At 68.8% G+C, this 24,169-nt stretch carries 19 protein-coding genes; 13 read left to right on the forward strand and 6 right to left on the reverse strand.

Features of this window, described 5'->3' with window-relative positions; genetic code table 11:
• The first annotated feature begins 130 nt into the window (after window positions 1-130).
• Window positions 131-562 (forward strand): MscL family protein, encoded by a 432-nt coding sequence (locus MMF96_RS11275; protein ID WP_176615203.1) that lies wholly within the window; start codon window positions 131-133, stop codon window positions 560-562.
• 227 nt (window positions 563-789) lie between these two features.
• Here the strand turns inward: MMF96_RS11275 and MMF96_RS11280 are convergent, their stop codons facing one another.
• Both MMF96_RS11280 and coaA read right to left on the reverse strand, forming a co-directional pair.
• Entirely contained in the window at window positions 790-1,731 is a 942-nt protein-coding gene (locus tag MMF96_RS11280) for a D-alanyl-D-alanine carboxypeptidase family protein (RefSeq protein ID WP_256883584.1), read from the reverse strand.
• A gap of 6 nt (window positions 1,732-1,737) precedes the next feature.
• On the reverse strand, window positions 1,738-2,715 hold the full coding sequence (gene coaA / locus MMF96_RS11285) for a type I pantothenate kinase (RefSeq protein WP_256883602.1): 978 nt from the start codon (window positions 2,713-2,715) through the stop codon (window positions 1,738-1,740).
• 122 nt (window positions 2,716-2,837) lie between these two features.
• Between coaA and glmS the strand changes: the two genes are divergently transcribed.
• The 6 genes from glmS (at window position 2,838) to MMF96_RS11315 (ending at window position 11,380) form a co-directional block, all read left to right on the forward strand.
• On the forward strand, window positions 2,838-4,742 hold the full coding sequence (gene glmS / locus MMF96_RS11290; protein WP_256883585.1) for a glutamine--fructose-6-phosphate transaminase (isomerizing): 1,905 nt from the start codon (window positions 2,838-2,840) through the stop codon (window positions 4,740-4,742).
• 120 nt (window positions 4,743-4,862) lie between these two features.
• Window positions 4,863-5,210 carry a holo-ACP synthase gene (locus tag MMF96_RS11295; RefSeq protein WP_113719140.1) on the forward strand — a complete coding sequence of 116 codons (348 nt, stop codon included), beginning with the start codon at window positions 4,863-4,865 and terminating at the stop codon, window positions 5,208-5,210.
• On the forward strand, window positions 5,197-6,774 hold the full coding sequence (locus MMF96_RS11300; RefSeq protein WP_256883586.1) for a bifunctional ADP-dependent NAD(P)H-hydrate dehydratase/NAD(P)H-hydrate epimerase: 1,578 nt from the start codon (window positions 5,197-5,199) through the stop codon (window positions 6,772-6,774). Before MMF96_RS11295 ends, MMF96_RS11300 begins: the two co-directional genes overlap by 14 nt.
• A 32-nt stretch (window positions 6,775-6,806) precedes the next feature.
• Window positions 6,807-8,927 (forward strand): glycogen debranching protein GlgX, encoded by a 2,121-nt coding sequence (gene glgX, locus MMF96_RS11305; protein ID WP_256883587.1) that lies wholly within the window; start codon window positions 6,807-6,809, stop codon window positions 8,925-8,927.
• Window positions 8,928-8,987: 60 nt separating this feature from the next.
• The gene (gene mgrA, locus MMF96_RS11310; RefSeq protein WP_256883588.1) at window positions 8,988-10,025 is read left to right on the forward strand and encodes an L-glyceraldehyde 3-phosphate reductase; all 1,038 of its coding nucleotides are present in this window, start codon (window positions 8,988-8,990) and stop codon (window positions 10,023-10,025) included.
• 269 nt (window positions 10,026-10,294) lie between these two features.
• Window positions 10,295-11,380, forward strand: coding sequence for an inositol-3-phosphate synthase (locus MMF96_RS11315; RefSeq protein WP_256883589.1), 1,086 nt, complete (start codon window positions 10,295-10,297; stop codon window positions 11,378-11,380).
• Window positions 11,381-11,503: 123 nt separating this feature from the next.
• Here MMF96_RS11315 and MMF96_RS11320 read toward each other — a convergent pair whose 3' ends face one another.
• The gene (locus tag MMF96_RS11320; protein ID WP_256883590.1) at window positions 11,504-12,454 is read right to left on the reverse strand and encodes a DUF559 domain-containing protein; all 951 of its coding nucleotides are present in this window, start codon (window positions 12,452-12,454) and stop codon (window positions 11,504-11,506) included.
• A 229-nt stretch (window positions 12,455-12,683) separates the two neighbouring features.
• Complete coding sequence (locus MMF96_RS11325) at window positions 12,684-14,369, reverse strand: glycoside hydrolase family 13 protein (protein WP_256883591.1); 1,686 nt, start codon at window positions 14,367-14,369, stop codon at window positions 12,684-12,686.
• Window positions 14,370-14,487: 118 nt separating this feature from the next.
• Between MMF96_RS11325 and MMF96_RS11330 the strand changes: the two genes are divergently transcribed.
• The gene (locus tag MMF96_RS11330; protein WP_306295850.1) at window positions 14,488-15,009 is read left to right on the forward strand and encodes a serine protease inhibitor; all 522 of its coding nucleotides are present in this window, start codon (window positions 14,488-14,490) and stop codon (window positions 15,007-15,009) included.
• Between the two features lie 102 nt (window positions 15,010-15,111).
• On the opposite strand, the gene MMF96_RS11335 is transcribed toward MMF96_RS11330, so the two are convergent.
• On the reverse strand, window positions 15,112-18,195 hold the full coding sequence (locus tag MMF96_RS11335) for a S8 family serine peptidase (RefSeq protein WP_256883592.1): 3,084 nt from the start codon (window positions 18,193-18,195) through the stop codon (window positions 15,112-15,114).
• 237 nt (window positions 18,196-18,432) lie between these two features.
• The gene (locus tag MMF96_RS11340; RefSeq protein ID WP_256883593.1) at window positions 18,433-19,737 is read right to left on the reverse strand and encodes a glycosyltransferase; all 1,305 of its coding nucleotides are present in this window, start codon (window positions 19,735-19,737) and stop codon (window positions 18,433-18,435) included.
• Between the two features lie 144 nt (window positions 19,738-19,881).
• Between MMF96_RS11340 and alr the strand changes: the two genes are divergently transcribed.
• The 5 genes from alr to tsaD all read left to right on the forward strand — a co-directional run bounded on the left by alr (window position 19,882) and on the right by tsaD (window position 24,132).
• Window positions 19,882-21,072 carry an alanine racemase gene (alr, locus tag MMF96_RS11345; RefSeq protein ID WP_176615160.1) on the forward strand — a complete coding sequence of 397 codons (1,191 nt, stop codon included), beginning with the start codon at window positions 19,882-19,884 and terminating at the stop codon, window positions 21,070-21,072.
• The gene (gene tsaE, locus MMF96_RS11350) at window positions 21,072-21,683 is read left to right on the forward strand and encodes a tRNA (adenosine(37)-N6)-threonylcarbamoyltransferase complex ATPase subunit type 1 TsaE (RefSeq protein WP_256883594.1); all 612 of its coding nucleotides are present in this window, start codon (window positions 21,072-21,074) and stop codon (window positions 21,681-21,683) included. The genes alr and tsaE overlap by 1 nt, the downstream gene beginning before the upstream one ends.
• Window positions 21,684-21,692: 9 nt before the next feature.
• Complete coding sequence (gene tsaB / locus MMF96_RS11355; RefSeq protein WP_176615162.1) at window positions 21,693-22,412, forward strand: tRNA (adenosine(37)-N6)-threonylcarbamoyltransferase complex dimerization subunit type 1 TsaB; 720 nt, start codon at window positions 21,693-21,695, stop codon at window positions 22,410-22,412.
• A gap of 131 nt (window positions 22,413-22,543) precedes the next feature.
• Window positions 22,544-23,044 (forward strand): ribosomal protein S18-alanine N-acetyltransferase, encoded by a 501-nt coding sequence (gene rimI / locus MMF96_RS11360; protein ID WP_176615163.1) that lies wholly within the window; start codon window positions 22,544-22,546, stop codon window positions 23,042-23,044.
• Window positions 23,041-24,132, forward strand: a complete 1,092-nt coding sequence (tsaD, locus tag MMF96_RS11365; RefSeq protein WP_256883595.1) for a tRNA (adenosine(37)-N6)-threonylcarbamoyltransferase complex transferase subunit TsaD — start codon at window positions 23,041-23,043, stop codon at window positions 24,130-24,132. The genes rimI and tsaD overlap by 4 nt, the downstream gene beginning before the upstream one ends.
• Window positions 24,133-24,169 lie beyond the last annotated feature (37 nt).

Here is a 24,169-nt window from a genome sequence, read left to right on the forward strand (position 1 = left end):
CACCGGAGCGGGCCTTGGTGGTCCGGCTCACAGCCAACACGCTGCCCTGCGTAAGCGCTTGACCTCGCCGTATTTTTCCCTTAGCGTGACAACCGACAGTAAATTGTTGTTGAATGGGTGAGGAGTAATGATGATTCGTGGATTTAAGAATTTTCTAATGCGTGGTGACGTAATTACCGTGGCAATCGGTTTGGTTGTTGCCCTGGCCTTCAGCACCTTGGTGAAGGCATTTACGGATTTCGTCATCAATCCCCTCATTGCCGCACTTCAGGGTGGCCAGTCACTGGGCCTTGGCTGGCAGCTCGGAGCGGCTGGCAACAAGGCGACCTACCTCGATATCGGGTCCTTTATTTCCGCCATCATCTATTTCATCATCTTCATGGCAGTCGTGTACTTCGTTATTGTCGTTCCTTACAAGGCGATCCAGGCCCGCCGTGGCATCACGGCGTTTGGTGACCCGGCGCCGACCAAGGCCTGCCCCGCCTGCCTTTCCGACGACCTGCCGGTCGCAGCAAGCAAATGCAAGTATTGCGGGACCGAGCAGCCTGTCGTGAGCGTCTAAAACCGCAGTTTCCGCCGGGGCGCCCTTGAAGGCGTTCCTGGGAATGAAAATTTGATGTCCGCAGGTCGGTGCCAGCGGATTTGGGCCGGTTGCATTGAGACCAAAAGGGAATTGTCCCGCTCAATGCAGCCGGCCCAAAAACGTGGACGCGCGGCAGCTTCCCGGAATGGTGCAGGCGCGCGCCAGGCACCTCATGGACGGCATTTTCACAAATGCCTCCACGCGGCCTATTCATAACCCGGTGCGCCGGGCAGGCCTAAATATTGTTCGTACGTCAGGATTCCGCGCCTGGACATGTCCTGGGCAACGGCAGCACCCACAAAGCGCAGGTGCCAGGGTTCGGCGAGGTATCCGGTGGTGCCCTCCAGGCCAAGTTGGTAGCGGACCACAAAGCCGTATTTCGCGGCGTGTCCGGCCACCCACAGGCCAGCCGGGCTTGACGCCATGCACCACGTGAACGCGCACGACGCCGGGACGGCGGCGTCCCCGATATCGAAGGCAAAGCCGGTCTGGTGCTCGGAGTATCCCGGCCGGGCCGAGGCCGTGTCCGCCGCTTCGGCGCCCCTTTGTGCCGCGTAACTGTTGTAGAGGGACACCTGCGTGGCGTAGGAGCGGAAGCTGCTCATCACCGTCATGTTGACGCCGTCTGCTGCGGCCGCGGCAAACATTTGCCCGACAGCCGCTGCCGCTGCCCGCCGCAGGAGGACGGGCTCGCCCGAACCCGTGGGAACGGCGGGCGTCACCAGGAACGGTGGCATGTAGTTCCGCGGCACGAGTGCATGGTGCTTGTTCACCAGCACGAGCACACTGGACGGGTCGGTGATGTCCCACAGCGCCCGGTCGGGCAGGGAATTGCCGCCGGCGGCGAACAGCTGCTGGATGGGTGCCCCGGCAGGCGCGCCGGCGACCGGGGGTTTCGCTGCCAAAGCGGGGGAGGACGACGCCGGCCGCTGGGCTTTGGCCGATGCCGGGCCCGGCGCCGTGGAGGGGGAAACGGAAGGTGCGGCGCCCGCCAGGGAGGGCCCCGGCGTCGGACGGGGGAAACAGCCGCCCAGGGAGAAGGCCAGGACGACAAGGAGCGGCACGGCAAGGAATGCTGTCAGGACGGCGCCCGGGCGGGCCCGGCGAGTTCCCGGGGCATTGCCGGGGGCCTGGTGGCTTCCGGCCATGGCCGGCTAGACCTTCCTCAGCAGCATCCGGCGGATGGAGTGGTCGGAGTCCTTGGTGAGCACCAGCTGTGCCCGGCCGCGGGTGGGGAGCACGTTTTGGAGCAGGTTCGGTTCGTTGATGGTTTTCCAGATGTGGGTGGCGGTTTCCACGGCCTCGGCGTCGGACAGGGCCGCGTACCGGCGGAAATACGATTCCGGGTTGGAGAACGCCCCGCTGCGCAGGGATCGGAAGCGGTCGATGTACCACTGTTCGATGTATTGCGTTTTCGCGTCCACGTAGATGGAAAAGTCGAAGAAGTCGCTGACGGCCAGGCCGGACCGGCCGTCCGGGCGCGGCCGGGCGGCGGCCAGGACGTTCAGGCCCTCCACGATGAGCACGTCGGGGCGGTGGACCACCACTTCCCGGCCGGGCATGATGTCGTACGTCAGGTGCGAGTACATCGGGGCGCGGACTTCCTCGGCGCCGCTCTTGACGGCGCTGACAAAGCGGAGCAGGGCGCGGCGGTCATAGGATTCCGGGAAGCCCTTGCGGGACATCAGCCCGCGGCGCTCCAGTTCGGCGTTGGGATAGAGGAAGCCGTCAGTGGTCACGAGTTCCACGTTGGGTGTGTCCGGCCAGCGGCGCAGCATCTCGCGCAGCACACGTGCCGTGGTGGACTTGCCCACGGCCACGGAACCGGCGACACCAATGACGAACGGCGTCCGGCTGCCGCGTTCGCCCAGGAAGGTGGTGGTGGCGCTGTGCAGGTGCCCCGCCGCGGCCACGTAGAGGTTCAGGAGCCGGGACAGCGGGAGGTAGACGTCGCGAATCTCACGCATGTCGAGCTGGTCACCCAGGCCGCGGATGCGTGCGAGGTCCTCTTCATTGAGTGGCTGCTCGATTTTATTGGCAAGCCGCGACCACGTCTGGCGGTCCAGCTCCACAAAGGGGGAGGCGCCGTCGCCGTTGCTGGACTCGGATTTTTGCGATGTCACGCTGTTGATTCTGCCTTGTTTGTGGTGCAGCGCGAAATACGGGACGTCACGGTGGGGCGGGACTGCGGTGCGTTTTCCCGCCCCTAACGTAGGACGTACTACAAATCAAACAGCGATTATGATTGGTTTTCATGTGTGGAATTGTTGGTTATGCCGGAACCGCCCCGGCCAATGGAACGTCGACTGCAGCCGGGCACCAGGCCCTGGACGTGCTCATGGAGGGCCTGCGGCGCCTTGAGTACCGCGGCTACGACTCAGCCGGGGTGGCAGTGGTGGCCAACGGCGAAATCGCCATGCGCAAGAAGGCGGGAAAGCTGGCCAACCTGACGGCGGAGCTCGCCGCGAGCCCGCTGCCGGATTCCATGACCGGGATCGGCCACACCCGCTGGGCCACCCACGGCGGTCCCACGGACAAGAACGCCCACCCGCATGTGGTGGACGACGGCCGGCTGGCCGTGATCCACAACGGGATCATTGAAAACTATGCACCCCTGAAGGCCGAGCTCGTCCACCAGGGGCACACCTTCATCTCCGACACCGACACCGAAGTGGCGGCGGTCCTGCTGGGGGAGATCTACCGCTCGCTTCCGGCCGATGAATCTGCCGACGGCGCCCGCCTCACCCGGGCCATGCAGCTTGCCTCCCAGCGCCTTGAGGGGGCCTTCACCCTCCTCGCCGCCCATGCGGCCCACCCCGGCACCGTGGTGGCCTCGCGCCGCAATTCACCCCTGGTGGTGGGGCTGGGCGACGGCGAGAACTTCCTCGGCTCGGACGTATCCGGCTTCATTGACTACACGCGCCGGGCCGTGGAGCTGGGCCAGGACCAGGTGGTCACCATCACCGCGGAGACCGTGGCCATCACCGATTTCCGCGGTGAACCCGCCGAGGGCCGCGAGTACCTGGTCGACTGGGATGCCGCCGCCGCCGAGAAGGACGGCTTCCCGTCCTTCATGGAGAAGGAAATCCATGACCAGCCTGAGGCCGTGGCCCAGACCCTGCTGGGCCGTTCGGACATCGACGGCAAGCTGACGCTGGATGAAATGCGCATCGACGCCGACGTGCTGAAAACCGTCAACAAGATCATCGTGCTCGCCTGCGGCACGTCCGCCTACGCCGGCCAGGTGGCCAAGTACGCCATCGAGCACTGGTGCCGGATCCCCACCGAGGTGGAACTGTCCCATGAATTCCGCTACCGTGACCCGATCGTGGATGACAAGACGCTGATCGTCTCGCTGTCCCAGTCCGGTGAAACCATGGACACGCTGATGGCCGTGCGCTACGCCCGCGAGCAGGGCGCCAAGACCGTCGCCATTTGCAACACGAACGGTTCCACCATCCCGCGCGAATCCGACGCCGTGCTGTACACGCACGCCGGACCGGAGATCGCCGTGGCCTCGACCAAGGCGTTCCTCGCCCAGATCACGGCCGCCTACCTGCTGGGCCTGTATTTGGCACAGCTGCGCGGCAACCTGTTCCAGGGGCAGATCAAGGATGTGCTGGCCGACCTGGCCAAGGTGCCGGCAAAGATCGCGCAGGTCCTGGAAAACGACCAGCAGATCAAGGACCTGGCCCGCAGCATGGCCGACACCAGCTCGGTGCTGTTCCTGGGCCGCCACGTCGGCTTCCCCGTGGCCATGGAAGGGGCGCTCAAGCTCAAGGAGCTCGCCTACATCCACGCCGAAGGATTTGCCGCCGGCGAACTCAAGCACGGCCCCATCGCACTGATCGAGGAGGGCCAGCCCGTCATCGTGGTGGTCCCCTCGCCCCGCGGCCGGGACTCCCTGCATTCGAAGGTCGTCTCCAACATCCAGGAGGTGCGCGCCCGCGGTGCGAAGACCATTGTGATTGCCGAGGAAGGCGACGAGTCCGTGCGCGCCCACGCCGAGCACGTTTTCTACATCCCGGAGACCACCACGCTGCTGGCGCCGCTGCTGGCCACCGTGCCGCTGCAGATCTTCGCCTGCGAGCTGGCCATGGCCAAGGGCTACGACGTGGACCAGCCGCGCAACCTGGCAAAGTCCGTCACCGTCGAGTAGATTTTCGCCGCCGGCCGGTGATTGGGCTTGCCGGTGATCGGGCCTGTCGAAATCAAGGTCTCGACGGGCTCGACCGCCGGGGTCCCCGCGGTGGGAGCTTCTGGGGAATAGGCTGGGAGCATGATTATTGGCATTGGTGTGGACGTCGTTGACATAGAACGCTTTGGCCGGCAGCTGGAGCGTACGCCCGGGCTGCGGGACAGGTTGTTTGTGCCCGCCGAGCGCGGCCTGAACACCCAGTCGCTCGCAGCGCGCTTTGCCGCCAAGGAATCCGTGGCCAAGGCCCTCGGCGCGCCGGCCGGCATGAACTGGCAGGACTGCTGGATCGGCCTGGACGAGCACGGCCCCACCATCAACGTCAAGGACACTGTGGCCGCCGTCGCCAAGGCCAAGGGCATCAAGCGCTGGCACCTGTCCATGAGCCACGACGGCGGCATTTCCACGGCCATGGTGATTGCCGAGGGCTGACGTGCTCCCCGCCTACACCGCCGCAGCCGTGCGCGCTGCCGAACAGCCGCTGCTCGAGGCCGGGTGCGGGCCGGAATTGATGCAGCGCGCCGCGTACGGCCTGGCGATGGGCGTGGTTTCCGTGCTGCGGGGACGCGGCTGCGGCGTCTACGGATCGCACGTTGCCCTGCTCGTCGGTTCGGGCAACAACGGTGGTGACGCGTTGTTTGCCGGAGCCTGGCTGGCCGGACGCGGGGCCCGCGCGATGGCGCTGCTCACCAGCACCCGCACCCACCCTGGGGCGCTGGCCGCCTTCACGAAGGCCGGCGGCCTGATCCTCAGCGTCCCGGAGGGCAGCGACCGCTTTTGCGCCCAGGCCGCAGCCGCCGACGTGATTGTGGACGGACTTCTGGGCACCGGCGGGCATGGCGGCCTGCGGGAGCCCGCAGCAAGCATTGTGGCACGGTTGTGCAAAATAATCCCGAACAACCCGGCCGGCCCGGGTCCGGGGCTGGCGGCCACCTCCGCCCCCGCAGTGGTGGCATGCGACCTGCCCAGCGGCGTGGACGCCACCACCGGGGAAGTGCACGGGCCCGTGCTGCCGGCAACGCTCACCGTGACCTTCGGTGCCGCCAAGACAGGGCTGCTTGCGGCGCCGGGGGAGCAGCTCAGCGGTGGGGCCACCGTCGTCGGGCTGGGCATTGAGGACGGGCTGGGGACGCCCGATGTGCTCCGCCTGCAAACGGCGGACCTGGCGGCGCTGCTGCCACGGCCGGAAGCCGCCGACCAGAAATATACGCGCGGGGTGGCGGGGATCGTGGCCGGGTCCGCAGACTATCCGGGGGCGGCGCTGCTGGCAGTGGCCGCGGCGTCGGCCTGCGGACCGGGCATGGTGCGCTACCTGGGACCGGGCGCGGTGGCTGCCGCCCTGCATGTGCGCAACCCGGAGGCCGTATGCACCGAAGGTCCCCCGGACAGCGTCCGCGTGCAGGCCTGGCTTGCCGGTCCCGGCATTGACGGCGACCGGGAACAACTGGCCCGGGCCCGCCAGGCGCTGGCCTCCGGCCTGCCAACGGTGGTTGACGCCGGGGCGCTGGAACTCGTGTCCCGGGCGGCCGGGGCGGAGCAGTCGCACCTGGTCCTGACCCCGCATGCCGGCGAGCTGGCCGCACTCCTGACCAGGCTGGGTAAGGAGACCGAGCGGGCGGAGGTGGAAGCGGCCCCGCTGGCTGCCGCCCGCGATGCCGCCGCCCTGACAGGGGCCACGGTCCTGCTCAAGGGGCCGACCACCTTCGTGGCGTCCCCCGGCGGGAGGACGTACAGCCAGGGCGACGGCACGCCGTCGTTGGCCACGGCAGGCAGCGGCGACACCCTGGCCGGCATCCTGGTGGCACTGCTGGCCATGGACACCGGGCGCGGCCAGGCAGCCGGCGCGGACCCGCCCGACGCCTTGGCCGCAACTGCCGCGTTGGCGGCGGCATTCCATGGCAGACTGGGGCAGTACGGCACCGGGGCGCCGCTGAATGCCGGCATGCTGGCGGGGCGCATCCCGGCCGTGTGGAAAGGGCTGTCCGGAGCCTGCTGACCAACCAACGCACCAACCGCAAGGGGGAACCCGTGGAACCTTGGCCCGGAAAACCGTATCCGCTCGGCGCCGAGGCCGACGCCGACGGCACCAACTTCGCCCTGTTCAGCGACAGTGCCGAGGCCGTGTACCTGTGCCTGTTTGATGACGGCGGGAACGAGGAACGCATCCGCCTCACCGAAGTCGACGCGTACGTGTGGCACGGGTATGTGCCCGGGGTGAAGCCCGGCCAGCACTACGGCTTCCGCGTTGACGGGTCCTGGGACCCTGCCAACGGGAAACGGTTCAACGTCCACAAGCTGCTGCTGGACCCCTATGCCCGGGCCATTGCGGGCCAGGTGACGTGGGGCCAGCCGGTCTACGCATACACCTTCGGCGAGCCGCTCACCCGCAACGACGAGGACTCCGCCGCCTACACCTACCGCTCGGTGGTGGTCGATGCGGGCTTCGACTGGAGCGGCGATGACGGCCGGGAGGTGGCCCGGCCGGACACCCCCTACCACCGCACCGTCATCTACGAGGCCCACGTCAAGGGCCTGACCCGGCAGCTTCCTGACGTGCCGGAACACCAGCGGGGCCGTTATGCAGGGGTGGCGCACCCCGCCGTCGTCGGGCACCTGAAGAAGCTGGGCGTGACCGCCGTCGAACTCATGCCGGTACAGCAATTTGTCCAGGACGACGCGCTGGAAAGCCGTGGACTGCGCAACTATTGGGGCTACAACACCATCGGCTTCTTTGCCCCGCACAACGAATATGCGGCCGACACGGACCCCTGCGGGCAGGTGCGCGAGTTCAAGGAGATGGTCAAGGAACTGCACCGCAACGGGCTCGAGGTGATCCTGGACGTCGTGTACAACCACACGGCCGAAGGCAGCGACCTGGGACCCACGCTTTCCTTCCGCGGGATCGACAACGACGGCTACTACCGCCTGGTCGAGGGCGACGCGGCCCACTACCTGGACTACACCGGGACCGGGAATTCCTTCAACGTCCGCCAGCCGCACCCCCTGGCGCTGATCATGGACTCCCTGCGGTACTGGGTCACCGAGATGCATGTGGACGGCTTCCGCTTTGACCTGGCCGCCACACTGGCCCGCGAATTCTACGAAGTGGACAAGCTCTCCACGTTCTTCGAAATGGTGCAGCAGGATCCGGTGATCTCCCGCGTCAAGCTCATCGCCGAACCCTGGGACCTGGGCCCCGGCGGCTACCAGGTGGGCAACTTCCCGCCGCAGTGGACTGAGTGGAACGGCAAGTTCCGCGACACCGTGCGCGACTTCTGGCGAGGGGAACCGGCCACGCTGGGGGAGTTTGCCTCCCGGCTGACGGGCTCCTCGGACCTGTACGGCCACTCCGGCCGCCGCCCCGTGGCGTCCATCAACTTCGTGACGGCCCACGACGGCTTCACCCTCGCCGACCTGGTCAGCTACAACGACAAGCACAACGACGCCAACGGGGAGGAGAACCGCGACGGCGAATCCACCAACCGTTCCTGGAACTGCGGCGTGGAGGGCCCCACCGACGACCCTGCCGTCAACAGCCTCCGCGCCCGGCAGCAGCGCAACTTCCTCACCACCTTGCTGCTGGCCCAGGGCGTGCCCATGATCTCCCACGGCGACGAGCTGGGCCGCACGCAGGGCGGCAACAACAACGGCTACGCCCAGGACTCGCCCCTGACCTGGATCGACTGGTCCGGCGCCGACACCGCCCTGGTTGACTTTGCCTCCCGGCTGGGCGCTCTGCGGGCAGCGCACCCGGTGTTCCGGCGCCGGCGCTTCTTTAACGGGCACCCCGTGGACCGCGGGGACGACGGCGCCCTGCCGGACATCGTGTGGCTGCGCCCCGATGCCGCCGCCATGACCGAGGCCGACTGGGAAAGCGGGTTCGGGCGCAGCATCGGGGTGTTCCTCAACGGTGACGGACTCCCGGACTGCGACGAACGCGGCCGGCCCGTGGTGGACGACTGCTTCCTGATGCTGTTCAACGCCGGGGACGACGTGGTGGACTTTACGCTGCCGGATGGGGGCTACGCGGACAGCTGGGTGGTGGAAATCCACACCGACGGCGTCAGTGCTGAGGAATTCGCGGCCGGGCAGGTGGTGGGCGTGGCCGGACGGTCCACGCTGGTGCTGCGCGCGCCCGGCCGGGACTGAGGCGCGGGGCCGGCGCGGCAAAAGCCGCCCGCGGTGCGCCGGGGGTGGCAGGATGGGGACATGACATTTCATGCTGCGGAAAACCGCTATGAGACCATGCCCTACCGCCGCGTCGGACGCAGCGGACTGAAACTGCCCGCCGTCTCGCTGGGCCTGTGGCACAACTTTGGCGATGACAAGCCGTTCGAGGTCCAGCGTGCCATCCTGCGCCGCGCCTTCGACCTGGGCGTCACCCACTTTGACCTGGCCAACAACTACGGCCCGCCGGACGGCAGCGCCGAAACCAACTTTGGCCGCCACCTCAAGGATGACTTTGCCGCCCACCGCGACGAACTGGTCATCTCCACCAAGGCCGGCTACTATATGTGGCCCGGGCCGTACGGCGAGTGGGGCTCCCGCAAGTACCTGCTGTCCAGCCTGGATGCGTCGTTGGGGCGCATGGGCCTTGACTACGTGGACATCTTCTACAGCCACCGGCCAGACCCGGAAACGCCCATGGAGGAGACCATGGGCGCCCTGGACACGGCCGTTCGTTCCGGCAAGGCACTGTACGCGGGCATTTCGTCGTACACGCCCGCCCAGACGCTCGAGGCGGCACGGATCCTGAAGGAAATGGGTACGCCGCTGTTGATCCACCAGCCCTCCTACTCCATGCTGAACCGGTGGACGGAAAACGGCGAACCAAACCTGTACGAGGCCCTTGACGAGGTTGGCGCGGGGTCGATAGCGTTCTCGCCGCTGGCCCAGGGCATGCTCACGGACCGCTACCTCAACGGGGTCCCCGCCGACTCGCGGGCCGCCAAGGAACGCTTCCTGCACGAAAACGACCTCACCGAGGAAAAGATGGCCCGGGTGCGCGCGTTGAACGGCATCGCCGCCGCGCGCGGCCAGTCGCTGGCGCAAATGGCCATCGCCTGGATCCTGCGCCCGCAGGCCAAGGGCAGCGCCTTGACGTCCGCCCTGGTGGGTGCCTCCAGCGTCCGGCAGCTTGAAAACAATGTCGCCGCCATCAACAACCTGGCGTTTACGGACCGTGAACTCACCGCCATCGACGAGTTCGCCGTCGAATCCGACATCAACAAGTGGGCCCAAAAGTAGCTGCGTTAAGATGCCCCGGGGTCGCCCCGGGGACCTCATGGGGCCGCCACCGGGCGGCGGCCCCATGAGGGCGGCCACGAAGATCTTTCGTGACGTGGGGAACAATGCCAAGGCGCGGTACGTTGCTTAGTATGGTTAGGGCGCCGTGGTGGCGCCGGGTCCGGTTCGACCAGCCGTCCGCCTGAGCTCACGAGAATTCCGTGCAGCCGTGCGCCGACCGATCGCCCTGAAATGGGTCCGGACCGGGATATTTTTTATGAAGGAGTTCCGTGTCCAATCATCCTATTCGGGTTGCCATTGTCGGTGTGGGAAACTGTGCCTCGTCGCTGGTCCAGGGCGTCCAGTACTACAAGGATGCCGATCCGTCCGCGAAGGTTCCGGGCCTGATGCACGTCGAGTTCGGGCCGTACCACGTCAATGACGTGACGTTTGTGGCCGCGTTCGACGTGGACGGCAAGAAGGTGGGGCTGGACCTCTCCGAGGCCATCGGCGCCAGCGAGAACAACACCATCAAGCTCGCTGATGTGCCCGTGCTCGACGTCCCCGTCCTGCGCGGACACACTCTCGACGGCCTGGGCAAGTACTACCGCGAGACCATCGTGGAGTCCGACGCCGAGGCCGTGGACGTGGTGGCGACCCTCAAGGAAGCCAAGGTCGACGTCATGGTGTGCTACCTGCCGGTGGGCTCCGACGCCGCCGCCAAGTTCTACGCCCAGTGCGCCATCGACGCCGGGGTCGCCTTTGTCAACGCCCTGCCGGTGTTCATTGCCGGCACCAAGGAATGGGCCGACAAGTTCACCGCCGCCGGCGTGCCCATCATCGGCGATGACATCAAGAGCCAGATCGGCGCCACCATCACCCACCGTGTCATGGCCAAGCTGTTTGAGGACCGCGGCGTGATCCTGGACCGCACCTACCAGCTGAACGTCGGCGGCAACATGGACTTCAAGAACATGCTGGAACGCGACCGCCTCGAGTCCAAGAAGATTTCCAAGACCCAGGCCGTCACCTCCAACACCTCGGCCGTGCTAGGCGCGGACGACGTCCACATCGGCCCGTCCGACTACGTTGCGTGGCTCGACGACCGCAAGTGGGCCTTCGTCCGCCTGGAAGGCCGCAACTTCGGTGACGCGCCCGTATCCCTGGAATACAAGCTGGAAGTGTGGGATTCCCCGAACTCCGCCGGCGTGATCATCGACGCGATCCGCGCCGCCAAGATCGCCCTGGACCGCGGCATCGGCGGCCCCATCCTCTCCGCCGCGAGCTACTTCATGAAGTCCCCGCCCGTCCAGCACCCCGACGACGAGGCCCACGAGCTGGTCGAAGCGTTCATCCGCGGAGACATCGAGCGCTGACACCGACGCTCGGTTGCAACCGGGGCACTTTTCCCCGACGCCCGGTTGCAACCGGGTCGAAAAGGGCGGATGCTCCCTCACTTTTGTGAGGGGGCATCCGCCCTTTTTTGATGTGGGACCGGTTCAGCTGCCCGTGGCGAAGCCGGCGACGATGGCGGGGTCCGTCCACGCGTTCCGCAGGGCCGCCTTGATCCGCCGGACGGCGCCGTCGTAGCCGTCGGCAAGGTCATGGTTGTCAAAGACCAGGACGGTCCAGCCGGCGTTGCGGAACGCTGCATCGCGGCGTTGGTCGCGTTTGGCCTGGAAGGGGTCGTCGTGGGTGCCGCCGTCGTACTGGATGGCGATCCGCCGCCGCCGGTAGCCGAGGTCGGCGGACGGGGCGCTCGGCGTCGGCCACAGGGACAGCTGCAGTTCCGGCTCCGGCAGGCCGGCGTCGAGCATGGCCAGCCGCAGCAGCGTCTCCGGCGCGGAATCGGCGCCCACCCGCATCAGCCCCAGTGCATCCCTCGCGCGGACGATCCCCTGGAGGTTTTTGTGCCTGGCGGTCATGGCGCGCAGTGAGGCGGGGGTGGCGTAGGGACCGGTGCGCCCCTCAAACACGGCGCGGGGGACCCGGATCAGCTGGTCGCCCATGCACACAAGGTTGGGCAGGGGGAGGTGGCGGGCCAAGTCCAGCCAGGTGCGGGCGCGGGTGCTGATCCGCAGCCCATTGACAGTTTCGACCTCGTCATCGTAGGCGAGAAGTGTATGGCCGGTGATGCCCCTGCGGCGGGTTTCGGGCAGTTTCCGGGGCTTGCTCACATGCAATTCCGCAGCGTCCTGGAGCCAGGGCGGGAGGATGAGTCCGTGCAGTTGTGCCGCCGTCGTATGGGAAATCCAGGCGCCGGGCGTGGCGGCACAAAGTGCGCGGGCTGCCTCGGACAGCGTGAACTCCCACGCCGCCGGCCTGTACAGTCCGTACCCTGCGGCCATGAAGTTCGAGCCCCGCAGCCGGTCCCGGCTGACGCCCAGCGATTCGGCCTCGCCGAGCGTGAACGGTACGTCCGGGAGCCGGGATTCCTCTGGCGTGTCCATGGCTCCAGTATGGCCGCTGCCGGGCACCCGCCGCAGAAGTTATCCACAGCTCGGCGCCATCTGGAGCGGCCATGGGCGCAGCCGTTGCGGAAGGGTTTGGAAATAGTGCCCCGGTTGCAACCGGGCGTTGGCGGAAAGTGCCCCGGTTGCAACCGGGCGTTGGCGGAAAGTGCCCCGTTTGCAACCGGGCGTTGGCGGAAAGTGCCCCGTTTGCAACCGGGCGTTTGGCCTAGGGGGCGAGCCAGAGGGTGGTTTCTGCCGGGACGGTACCGGTGGCCGGCACGCCGGAGCTGAGCACCACCTTGGCAGGGTCGACGCCGGAGGGCACCAGGGCGGGCGCGGCACCAAAGTTGGTCAGCACCTCCCAGCCGTTGGGGCGCCGGTAGTGCACCACGGACGCCGCCGGTTCGCTCAGCCACGCCAGCGACTCGTCGGTTTGCAGCTTGCGCCGCCAGCCCAGCGCGGCGCGGTACATTTCCAGGGTGGAGCCCTCGACGCCGTCCTGTGCGTCGGCCGCGTGGCCGGCAAACCAGTCCGGCTGCGGCAGCCACGGGGTGCCGCCAAAGCCGAAGTTTGCCGCATCCCGCTGCCACGGCAGGGGCACCCGGCAACCGTCGCGGCCCTTCACCTTGTGCTGCGTGCGGAACCAGGTCGGGTCCTGCAGCGAGGCCTCCGGCAGGTCGGCCACCTCGAACAGCCCCAGCTCCTCGCCCTGGTAAAGATAGGCGGAGCCGGGCAGGCCCAACATGAACAGCGTTGCCGCCCGGGCCCGGCGCAGCCCGCGCCCCAGGTCAGCCGGGGGAACGGTGCCGCCGGCCAGCAGCCAGGCCTCGAGGTCTTCGAGGGTGCTGCCGTCCGGCAGGGCGTAGCGGGAGGCGTGGCGGACGACGTCGTGGTTGGAAAAAACCCACGTCGAGGAGGCCCCGGACGCCGCGGCCTCCACGAGGCACTTCTCGGCGATGGCCCGGAACTCGGCGGCGTCAAACGGGGCCTGCAGGAGGTCGAAGTTGAAGGCCTGTCCGAGTTCGGTGGGGCGGGCGTACATGAGGCGGCGGTTGGTGAACGGCACCCAGGCCTCGGCCACGGCGGCCTTGGGGGGATCGTATTCGTTCAGGACGCCGCGCCAGCCGGTGAAGATGTCGTGGACGGCGTCGCGGTCAAAAAGCGGGTCCGAGCCGTCGTCCACGAGGATCTCCAGCTGGGGCTTGGACCGCAGCGGCAGGGACATGTCCTTCGCCAGCCCGTGGGCCACGTCCACGCGGAAGCCGTCCACGCCGCGGTCCGCCCAGAAGCGCAGGGTGGTGTGGAAGTCCGCCTGCACCTCGGGATGGTCCCAGTTGAAGTCGGGCTGCTCGGTGGCGAACAGGTGCAGGTACCACTGGCCCGGCCTGCCCGCGTTGGGGCCGGCCTGTTCCACGACCCGCGTCCAGGCCCCGCCGCCAAAGTGCGAGGGCCAGTCCGATGGCGGCAGCTCGCCGTTGACCCCCAGCCCGTCCGCGAAGTGGTACCGCGCGCGTTCGGGCGAGCCCGGGGCGGAGGCGAGGGCGGCCTGGAACCAGACGTGCCGGTTGGAGGAATGGTTCGGGACGACGTCCACGATCACCTTGATGCCGGCGTCGTGGGCGGCGGCGACCATGGCGTCGAAGTCGTCCAGCGTGCCCAGGCGGGGATCGACGTTGCGGTAGTCGTCGACGTCGTACCCGCCGTCAGCCAGCGCCGAGGGGTAGAACGGGCTCAGCCAGATCGCGTCGATGCCCAGCGCCGAGAGGTAGCCCATGCGGGCCGTGGCCCCGGGCAGGTCGCCGATGCCGTCGCCGGTGGCGTCCGAAAAGCTGCGCGGGTAGATCTGGTAGACGGCGGCCTGGCGCCACCAGCCGGCGTCCGGATGGGTGGAGGGGGTTGCGGGAACGGTCATGGCAGGAATTCCTCTCGTCGTATCCGTGACGTTACCAACTTCGGCGCCGCCCTGCCGGGAACGTGTCCCCGCCCGCCGCCATGTCGGTGGGCTAGCATGGCAGAAATGCAAGGAGGCGGTGGACCTGGGACGGTTGTGGAACCCCGCGGTGTTCGACGCCGCCGCCTGGGCCGGCGTGGTCCTGGCCGTCCTGCTGGCGGCCGGGTTGGCGGCGTGCGCGCCGGTGCCGGCGCTCCCGGGCACGGGCGGCCGGCCGCCGGCTTCCGGAATGCCGGTGCAGCCGCCGGCTGCGGCCACGGACCTATCCATCACCGTGACGGCGTCGCCGGGGGCGAAGCCGCTGGACTACCGGCTGGTGGTGGAGAACGGCAGGCCCGGACCGGAAACAACTGTTCCGGACCCTGCCGCCGCCGTGGCGGCGCTGGAGCGCTACGGGCAGGCCATCTTCTTCCCCGTTCCGGGGCCGCCCCGGATGTGCAGCGACGTGTACAGCGGCCCGCAGGTGGCGGTGGTGCGCGGCGTGTTCAAGGGCCGTGACGTCCGCTCCACGTTCAAGCGGACCGACAGCTGCGAAACCGCGCGCTGGCAGGCCCTTGCGCCCTTGTTCGGCGCCGTGGCCGGCGGCACCGGCGCCACATAGCCGGTCCGGCCCGGCGCCGGGCCGGACCGGACCGGCCGTTAAAGTGCAGGGTGCCTGACTGGGCCGATAATGCATGGGCCGTTCCGGCCCGGCCAGGACTGCCTAGAGTTCCGGGTTTGGCTGGGCCGGTGACTCGGGCAGCACCAGCGGCTGGTGCTGCTTGTAAGGTTTGTCCTTCCCGGGCCCGCCCGTCCCCTGGCCCGGCACCACTGCGGTGCCGTCCGGGGAAACGACCACGGAAACGAACGTCTGGGTCCCGGTGCCGCCGAAGGAGACGCGCCCAATGTAGGAGCCCGGGTCCAGGCCGGTCCAGGCCAGGATCACCGCCCCCGACTTGCCGTTGGCCAGCTTCAGCGGGTTGGGCGTCACGGTCGCGTTGCCCGTGTCCGCGCCCAGCACAGCGGCGTCAACGGTGGCCTTCACGGCCGCCCCGTCGGCGCTGGAGTAGAGGTTCGCCAGGATCGTGTACGTGCCGGGCGCCGGGTCGGCCAGCGAAAGGGTCTCGCTGGAGGACCCGGTTCGGACGTCGTAGTACGATCCTGCCGGGTTGAAGACCACCATGTCGTAGTCGGCCGCCGGATCCGAGGAGATGACGGAGAACTTCGCCAGCTTGGCCCCGGCCGGGACCTGGACGGTCTTGAGGAAGTTCGACGGGCCGTCCGCCACCTCGAGCGGGCCGGGCACCAGCGAGATCTCCGAGGAATCCGCCTTCGACAACCCGTCGAGCGTCACCTGGATGGGGGCATTGGTGCCGGACACGACCGGGATGTTTCCGGTGCCGGTGCCGCCGGCGGAGGTGAACGCCACGTCCTTGGCCGCGATGACCGGCAGCGGCCGTACGGCGACGGGCGAGGCGACGTGCTTGCCGGCACCCTCCCAGACCAGGCTGCCCATGGCGAACTTGCCCAGCGGTGCCGTGGCGTTTTCGAAGGTGACCGTGAAGGTTTGCTGCTGGCCTGCCTTGGCGAAGTTCAGCACGGAAGGGGTGACCTTGACGTTCACGCCGGGCACCTTGGCCGTGGCCCGGTACAGGCCCGGTGCCAGAGCCGTCACGGTACGGGTGACGGTGACCTTGCCGGCCAGGCTGCCGAGGGCAAACGAGGCCAGGTTCATGTCGCGGGGCGCCGTGCTGCCGAGCCCCGGGATGCCCAGGTCCAGGCCGGTGCCCTGGATGAACCTGAGGTAGTCGTTGGTGCCGGCGTCGTAGACCAGGCCCGGGTCGGGCACCTTCGCGACGGCCACCTGGCCGGCGCCGGTTGCGAAGACGTCGGTGTTTTTGCTGCCGTCGGCATTGACGACGCCGGACGCCGTGGTCATCATGGCCGACTTGACCGTGGCAGGGGACCAGGTGGGGTGCCGGGACAGGACGAGGGCCCCGAAGCCGGCAACATGTGGGGACGCCATGGACGTTCCGGACATCATGCCGAACCGGGCGCCTGCGGAACCGATGGGTGAGACCCCGGCCAGCACGCCAACGCCGGGGGCGGCGACGTCGGGCTTGAGCAGGTCCGAATCCGTGGCCGTCAGCGGGCCCCTGGAGGAGAAGCCGGCGATCTGCGGCTGCGGCTCAACGGGCAGGCCCGTCGTGTCTTTGTTGACCAGGGCTACCAGGATGTCCGGGTTGGCCGTGACCTTGTCCTTGATCTGCTGGCTGGCCGGCGGGTTCACGTGGACCGTGGGCACCGAGTGGAGGTCAAGGTCCTCGGACCCGGGGGTGATGTTGGCCAGGATCATGCCGATCCCGCCCGCCCGCTTCACTTCGGCGCTCTTGGCCACCCGGTCAAAGACGCCGCGGTCGCACACAACGACCTTGCCGGCGGCCTTGGCGGCGTCCAGCGAATCGGGGCCGCAGAGTTCCGGCGTGGCCGCGCCCGCTGCTGCCGCATCGGCGGCGAGGACAACGTGGCTGGCCGGGACTTCATGGTCCATCATGCTGGCACCGCGGAACTTGGTGCCGTCGGAAAATGCCGCCGTCCCCTGCAGTTCGGAGCTGAAGGTGGTGGCCGCGACGGTGGTCAGCCACGGGGCGCCGTGGTTGACCGTGCCTGCGGCGGGGCCGGAGTTGCCGGCGGACGCGGCCACAAAGACGCCGGCCGAGGCTGCGGACAGGAACGCCAGCGCCACGGGGTCGGTGGTGGTGGCCGTGCTGCCGGAGATGGAATAGTTGAGCACGTCCACGCCGTCCAGGATGGCCTGGTCGATGGCCGCCACGGAGGCGGAGGTGTAGCAGCCGCCCGTGTTGGGGTCGTCGTCCTCCCAGCAGATCTTGTAGATGGACAGCTTCGCCGCCGGGGCAATGCCGCTGGTGGTGCCCATGTCCTTGCCGCCGACCGTGGCATGGATGTTGGCGTTGCCGGCCGCGGTGCTGGCCGTGTGCGTGCCGTGGCTGCCCACGTCCACCGGCGAAAGCAGTTCCTGTGGCGCCCGGTGTTCCGGTGCCACGTAGTTCAGGAAGTCTTCGGCGAAGTACCGTGCGCCCAGGACCTTGGAGTTGCAGGCGGAGCCGTCAAAGGCGGCGCCGCTGCCCGTGCCCGGCTGGCACTCGCCGAGGAACGTTTCGCCGTCGGCCTTCAACATGGCGATCTTGCCGTCCGGGGTGCGGTAGGGGACCCCCACCTGCGGTGTGCCCGTCAGCGGCTTGACGTCATCGCCGGCGAAGAACGGGCTCGACGGCGTATACCCCGAGTCGATCACGCCCACCACGACGCCCTTGCCGGCGTTCCCCTGTCCGCCAAAGGCGGAGTTCCAGGTGCCGTTCGGCCCGCTCAGGCCCAGGAAATCGGTGGTGGAGTAGTCCGGTGCGTTCTCCGTGTCCGGGGCAACCATCAGGACTTGCGGGTCCCTGGCCAGCTTGAGGGCCTGTGCGGCGGACAGTTCCGCCGAGAAGCCGTTGAGGGCGGCGGTGTACGTCCGGTTGATCTTGACATTTTCAGATTTGGCCACGGCCGACTGCCTGGTGCGCAGGTGGTCCTGGCACTTCTTCACGGCCGGCTTGCTGGCATCGAGCTTGCGGCCCTTGTCCGGCTTGGTTGCGGCCAGCCCGGCAGTGCCGCCCGCATAGGTCGCGGCCGGCCTTTCGGTTAGGACCACAATGTAGCGGCCCGCCTGGTAGGTGGCCGGGCCAGGGTTTTTGGCCTGGACGGTGGATGCCGTGGCCGGCAGCGCCCCCACGGTGGCCAGGAGCAACGGAAGGCCTGCGGAAATTGCCGCAGCCCTCCTGAATCCCGGCCTGGATAACAGAGCTCTCCCCAGGGTTTTCACGAGTGATGTGGACCTTTCGACAGGAACCGCCCGGCGTTTTTGCCGGGACAGTTGACGTTGCGCCATAAATGACAAAGTTGTCATCTAAATGCGGGTACTTGTCACACGCTACAGCGTTGCCCGGTTTTGTGATAGGGGACACGCCTGCCCGTCAGTGGCTGGTCAGCAGCCCGGCGGGGCCACGTATTGGTAGGTCAGCGAAAGGTCGTAGCTGGCCATGGTCTGCGCGGCCGTGTTTTCCCATCCGAACGACTCGGCAAACACGGAGGCGGCCCGTCCCATGTCCTTGCGGGTCTGCGGGAAGTCGTGGAGCGAGGCGATGGCTTCGGCCCAAAGCCTGGAGGAGCGGCCGTCCACCAGCAGCCCCGTGCGGCCGTCGCTGACGGCACGCGGCAGTCCGCCCACGTTGGTGGCGACGACGGCGGTCCCGCACGCCTGTGCTTCCAACGCCACCAGCCCGAAGGACTCGCTGGCCGACGGCACGGCCACCAGGTCCGCGCTGCGGTACCAGTCCGCCAATTCCGCGGCGGTGACGGGCGGGAGCACGGCGGCGGTGCCGGCGAGGCCGGCCTCCGCCACCAGCTGGCCGAGGTCGTACTTGTCGTTGCCGCTGCGGGCGCCGAGGAAGGTCAGCCGCAGCGGAATGTCAGGGCGTTCGGCGCGCAGCAGCTTCGCCGCCTTGACCAGCACATGCGGGCCCTTCAGCCGTTGCAGCCGGCCGGCAAACACCACATGGAAGTCGGCCGGGGCAATGCCGCGCAGCTGGCGTGAGCGGTCGCGGAAGGCCGGCTTGAACACCTTCAGGTCCACGCCGGGGGAGACCACGTCAATGCGCTGCTCACAGCCGTCGTAATGTGCCTCCAGCTCCGCGGCCTCGGCCGTCGTGTTGGCAATCAGGCGCGTGGCCGCAGCCACGATCTGCTGTTCGCCCTCTTCCCTGATGCCCGGTTCGGCGGCCTGGCCCGAGGGCAGGTGCTTGTTCTTCACCCGGGCCATGGTGTGCATCGTGTGGACCAGCGGCAGGTCAAGCCCGCGGGCCACCAGGATGCCGGCCATCCCGGATACCCAATAATGGGAATGCACCACGTTGACGGGGACGGGCCCGGGAAGGCCGCCGCCCGCACCGGCCGCCGGCCAGGCCGGGGACGGCTGGGTGGAAAGGTGGCGCATGTGGGCGGCAACGGCGTCGGCCATCTGGGGGACCAGCTCCGGCAGCGACTCCTTGGACACCTTGCCGAAGGGGCCCGCCGTCACATGGTGGACGTTCACGCCGGGCGCCAGCGCCACCGTGTCCGCCAGTTCCGGGGACGTCCGGCGCGTATAAATGTCAACCAGGATGCCCGCCGCGGCCAGCTCCAGGGCCAGCTGGCGGACGTAGACGTTCATGCCGCCGGCGTCGCCCCCGCCCGGCTGGTCCAGGGGGGAGGTGTGGAGGGAGAGCATGGCAACGCGTCGAACCTGGTGCACTGGCGTGCCTTTCCTGCCGGGCCTGGAAATTTGTCCTTTCCATCTTCGCACTGCGGTGCTGGAATCACCGCGCCCCGGCGGCCGGGCCGCCCCCTGGCCGTCCGGCCGCGCGGGGTCGGCGGCGCGAAGGCCTAAAATGAAGCTGTGAATCCCACCGTTGAGCCCCTGCCCGTCCACGGCCACGTCCCGGAACGGCAAGCCGTCATCAACCTTTCCGCCATCGCCCACAACATCGGGACGCTGCGTTCCATTGCGGCCCCGGCCAAGCTCATGGCCGTGGTCAAGGCCGACGCCTACGGCCACGGCATGCTGCCCGTGGCCCGCACCGCCCTGGCCGCGGGGGCGGACTGGCTGGGCACGGCCCACGTCTCCGAGGCCCTCCAGCTCCGCGCAGCCGGCATTGACGCGCCGGTGCTCGCCTGGCTGCACACCCCGTCCACCGACTTCGCGGCAGCCGTCGCCGCCGGCATCGACGTGGGCTGCTCCGGCTGGGAGCTGGAACACATTGCCGCCGCCGCGCGCGCGCAGGAACGCCCGGCACGCATCCACCTGAAGATTGACACTGGACTGGGGCGCAACGGCTGCTCCATGGCCGGGTGGGATGCGCTGGTCTCCGACGCCATCGCCTACCAGGACGAGGGGCTGCTGCGCGTGGTGGGCGTCTTCAGCCACCTGGCCGTGGCCGACGAGCCCCACCGGCCCGAAACGGACGCCCAGCTCGAGGTGTTCCGCGAGGCCGTGGCCATTGCCGAGGACGCCGGCGCGGACCTGGAAGTGCGCCACATTGCCAACACGCCGGCCACGCTGTCCCGCCCGGACGCACACTTTGACCTGGTCCGCACGGGCCTGGGCATCTACGGCCTCTCGCCGTTTGAGGACCGCACCTCCGCCCAGCTGGGCCTGGTCCCGGCCATGACGCTGCAAACCCGCGTGGCCCTCTGCAAGGACGTGCCCGCCGGCCAGGGCGTGTCCTACGGGCTGAATTTTGTCAGCAACCGCCCCACCACCCTGGGGCTGATCCCGCTGGGGTATGCGGACGGGATTCCGCGCGTCGCCACGGGCGGCCCCGTCCGCGTCAATGGCACCACCTACCCCGTGGTGGGCCGGATCGCCATGGACCAGATGGTCATTGACCTTGGCCCCGACGGGCGTGCAGGCTTCAGCGGTGCCGAGGTGCCCGGCTCGGCGCTTGGCTGCGCCGCCGTCCTCTTTGGTGACGGGTCCGACGGCGGTCCCCTCGTTGAGCAGTGGGCCGAAGCCGCCGGGACGGTCAACTACGAGGTGGTGACCCGCATCAGCGGGCGCGTCCCGCGCAGCTATGTGGGCGGCGCCTGATGGCCTGGGAATTTGCCACCGCCACGGCCGGGGAAACCCAGCGGCTGGCCGAAAACCTCGCCGGCCTGCTCAGGGCCGGCGACCTGGTCATCCTCAGCGGCGGGCTGGGGGCCGGCAAAACCACGTTCACGCAGGGCCTGGGCCGCAGCCTCGGCGTGCGTGAGGGCATCATCTCGCCGACGTTCGTGCTGGTCCGCATCCACCCCAACCTGGCTGACGGCCCCCGCCCCGGCGGCCCCGACCTGGTCCATGTGGACGCGTACCGGCTTGGCTCCGAGGCCGAAATTGACGACATCGACCTGGAAAACACCATGGACTCGGCCGTCACCGTCGTGGAATGGGGCGCCGGCCGGGTGGAGCACCTCTCCGCCAACAGGCTCGAAATCGAGCTGGGCCGCAGCACGGGCGGCCGGTACACAGGCAGCGGGACCCCCGGCGAGGCATCAGGCGGGGACGGCGTGGCGCCCGGCGCCTTTGAAGCCGACGACGCCGATGAACCCCGGACCGTGCGCCTGAACGCCGTCGGCCCGCGCTGGGACGGCGTTGACTTCAGCGTGCTCGACGGGACCGGCACCCGCCGGCCCGCCGGTCCGCACGGGACCGTGGAATAGGCTGGATGCGTGCGAATCCTCACCATTGACACCTCCGCCGTGGCCAGCGCGGCCCTGCTTTCCTTCGACGGGACCGCAGCGTCCGCCGCGCCTGCACGGGTCGAGGCAGAATTTGCCACGGCCGACACCCGCACCCACGCCGAGGTGCTGGCCCCGGGCATCCGGTCCCTGTTCACCGACCCTGTCGCGGAAGGGCCCGCGCTGGACGCCATCGTGGTCGGGGTGGGCCCCGGCCCGTTCACCGGCCTGCGGTCCGGGATTGCCATGGCCCGCACGCTGGCGTTCACCTGGCAGGTGCCTCTGCACGGGCTCATGAGCCTGGAGGCTCTGGCCTGGGACGTGCTCGCGCTGCGGCAGGCCGCGCAGGGGCCGGCGGGCCGGCCCGCCGGCGAGTTTGTGGTGGCGACGGACGCCCGGCGGAAGGAAGTCTACTGGGCGCGCTTCTCCGGCACCGGCGAACTGTTGGAGGGCCCGGTGGTGGGCCCGGCTGCGGACCTCCGGGACGTGCCCGTCCACGGGGCGGGCGCCGGACTGTACGCTGCGGAGCTTGCGGGGAACGGCTGCACCGTGGACCCCGCCACCGCCGGCCTGCAGCCCACCGCCGCCTCCCTGGGCCACATGGCGTCGGGCAGGATCCGGGCCGGGATCGAGCTGCCCGGCAGCGCGCCGTTGTACCTGCGTGAGTCCGACGCGAAGGTCCCCGGACCCCGGAAGCGGGCCCTGCTGTGAATGGACCTGCTGTGAATGGACCGGCTGTGAATGGAGCTGCTGCGAAAGGGCCGGCCGGGAATGGGTCTGCTGTCACGGGCCAGGAGGCGGATGTCGCCCGGGTGCCCGAGGCGCCGGCGACGCTGCGGGACATGGCCGCGTCCGACGTCGGCCCCATCACGGCCATGGACGCTCTGCTGTTCGGCGTGGACTGCTGGCCGCGCCAGCTCTTTGAAGACGAGCTGGCCGCACCCCTGACCAGGCGGTACATCGTCGCCGAAGTGCCCGGCGGGGACGGCCGCCCCCAAACCGTGGGGTACGCGGGGCTCATGTGCGTGCCGCCCATCGGGGACATCCAGACCATCGGCGTCCTGCCGGAATTTGAGGGACGCGGCATTGCCCGGGCCATGCTGGCCGAACTCATCGGGGAGGCGCGGCGGCGCGGCGCCCGGGACGTGATGTTGGAGGTCAGCGCCACCAACCCGCGCGCGCAGGAACTCTACCGCCGCTTTGGCTTTGAACACATCCACACCCGCCGCCGCTACTACAGGGACGGCTCGGACGGGCTGGTCATGCGCCTGTCCGTGGCCGCCTGGACCGGCGCGGCAGCCGCCGATGCTGCGGAAACGACAGACACGAAGGACCCGTCATGAACCAGGCCAATCCGCTGATCCTGGGGATCGAATCCTCCTGCGACGAAACCGGCGTGGGGCTGGTCCGCGGGGTCGAGATGCTCACCAACACGGTGTCCTCCTCCATGGAGGAGCACGTGCGCTTTGGCGGCGTGATCCCCGAGATCGCCTCGCGGGCGCACCTGGACGCGTTTGTGCCCACGCTGGAACAGGCGCTCGCCGACGCCGGCGTGGCGCTGGCCGACGTCGATGCCATCGCGGTGACCAGCGGACCCGGGCTGGCCGGCGCCCTCATGGTGGGCGTGAGTGCCGCCAAGGCCCTGGCCCTGGCCACGGGCAAGCCGCTCTACGCCATCAACCACCTGGTGGCACACGTGGGCGTGGGGCTGCTGGACGAGTCGATCGCCGCCGCGTCCACGGCGGGCAAACTGCCGGAAAACCTCGGCGCCCTGCTGGTTTCCGGCGGCCACACCGAAATCCTGCGGGTGCGCAGCATCGCCTCAAACGTGGAATTGCTGGGCGCCACGATTGATGACGCCGCCGGTGAGGCCTTTGACAAGGTGGCCCGGCTGCTCGGCCTGAGCTACCCCGGCGGGCCCGCCATCGACAGGCTGGCCAGGGAGGGCAATCCCAAGGCCATCCGGTTTCCCCGGGGGCTGAGCGTCCCCAAGTACATGGGCACCGCCGAAGCCCCCGGACCGCACCGTTATGACTTTTCCTTCTCCGGCCTGAAGACCGCGGTGGCCCGCTGCGTGGAGGGGTACGAAGCCCGGGGTGAGGACGTCCCGGTGGCCGACGTGGCGGCGTCGTTCCAGGAAGCGGTGATGGACGTCGTCACTGCCAAGGCGGTGCTGGCGTGCCGCGAAAACGGCATCACCACGCTGCTGCTGGGCGGCGGCGTGGCTGCCAATTCCCGGCTGCGCGAACTGGCCCGGAAGCGGTGCGAGGCGGCGGGCATTGCGCTGCTGGTGCCCAAGCTGTCCCTGTGCACCGACAACGGCGCCATGGTGGCGGCCCTTGGCGCCCAGCTGGTCATGAACGGGGTGGCGCCCAGCAACCTCGCGTTCGCACCCGACTCCTCCATGCCGGTGGGCAGCATCAGCCTGTAGCGCGAACCGGCACCTGACGCGGATGCCCGCAAACACC

Origin of the sequence: Arthrobacter sp. STN4, from assembly GCF_024539665.1 — a bacterium.
Classification (GTDB): domain Bacteria; phylum Actinomycetota; class Actinomycetes; order Actinomycetales; family Micrococcaceae; genus Specibacter.

Excerpts from the sequence above, each read along its gene's own strand:
- MMF96_RS11275 (WP_176615203.1), top strand. The coding sequence starts at position 131 with ATGATTCGTGGATTTAAGAATTTTCTAATGCGTGGTGACGTAATTACC.
- MMF96_RS11280 (WP_256883584.1), bottom strand. The coding sequence starts at position 1,731 with ATGGCCGGAAGCCACCAGGCCCCCGGCAATGCCCCGGGAACTCGCCGG.
- glmS (WP_256883585.1), top strand. The coding sequence starts at position 2,838 with ATGTGTGGAATTGTTGGTTATGCCGGAACCGCCCCGGCCAATGGAACG.
- MMF96_RS11295 (WP_113719140.1), top strand. The coding sequence starts at position 4,863 with ATGATTATTGGCATTGGTGTGGACGTCGTTGACATAGAACGCTTTGGC.
- mgrA (WP_256883588.1), top strand. The coding sequence starts at position 8,988 with ATGACATTTCATGCTGCGGAAAACCGCTATGAGACCATGCCCTACCGC.
- MMF96_RS11320 (WP_256883590.1), bottom strand. The coding sequence starts at position 12,454 with ATGGACACGCCAGAGGAATCCCGGCTCCCGGACGTACCGTTCACGCTC.
- MMF96_RS11325 (WP_256883591.1), bottom strand. The coding sequence starts at position 14,369 with ATGACCGTTCCCGCAACCCCCTCCACCCATCCGGACGCCGGCTGGTGG.
- tsaE (WP_256883594.1), top strand. The coding sequence starts at position 21,072 with ATGGCCTGGGAATTTGCCACCGCCACGGCCGGGGAAACCCAGCGGCTG.
- rimI (WP_176615163.1), top strand. The coding sequence starts at position 22,544 with ATGGCCGCGTCCGACGTCGGCCCCATCACGGCCATGGACGCTCTGCTG.
- tsaD (WP_256883595.1), top strand. The coding sequence starts at position 23,041 with ATGAACCAGGCCAATCCGCTGATCCTGGGGATCGAATCCTCCTGCGAC.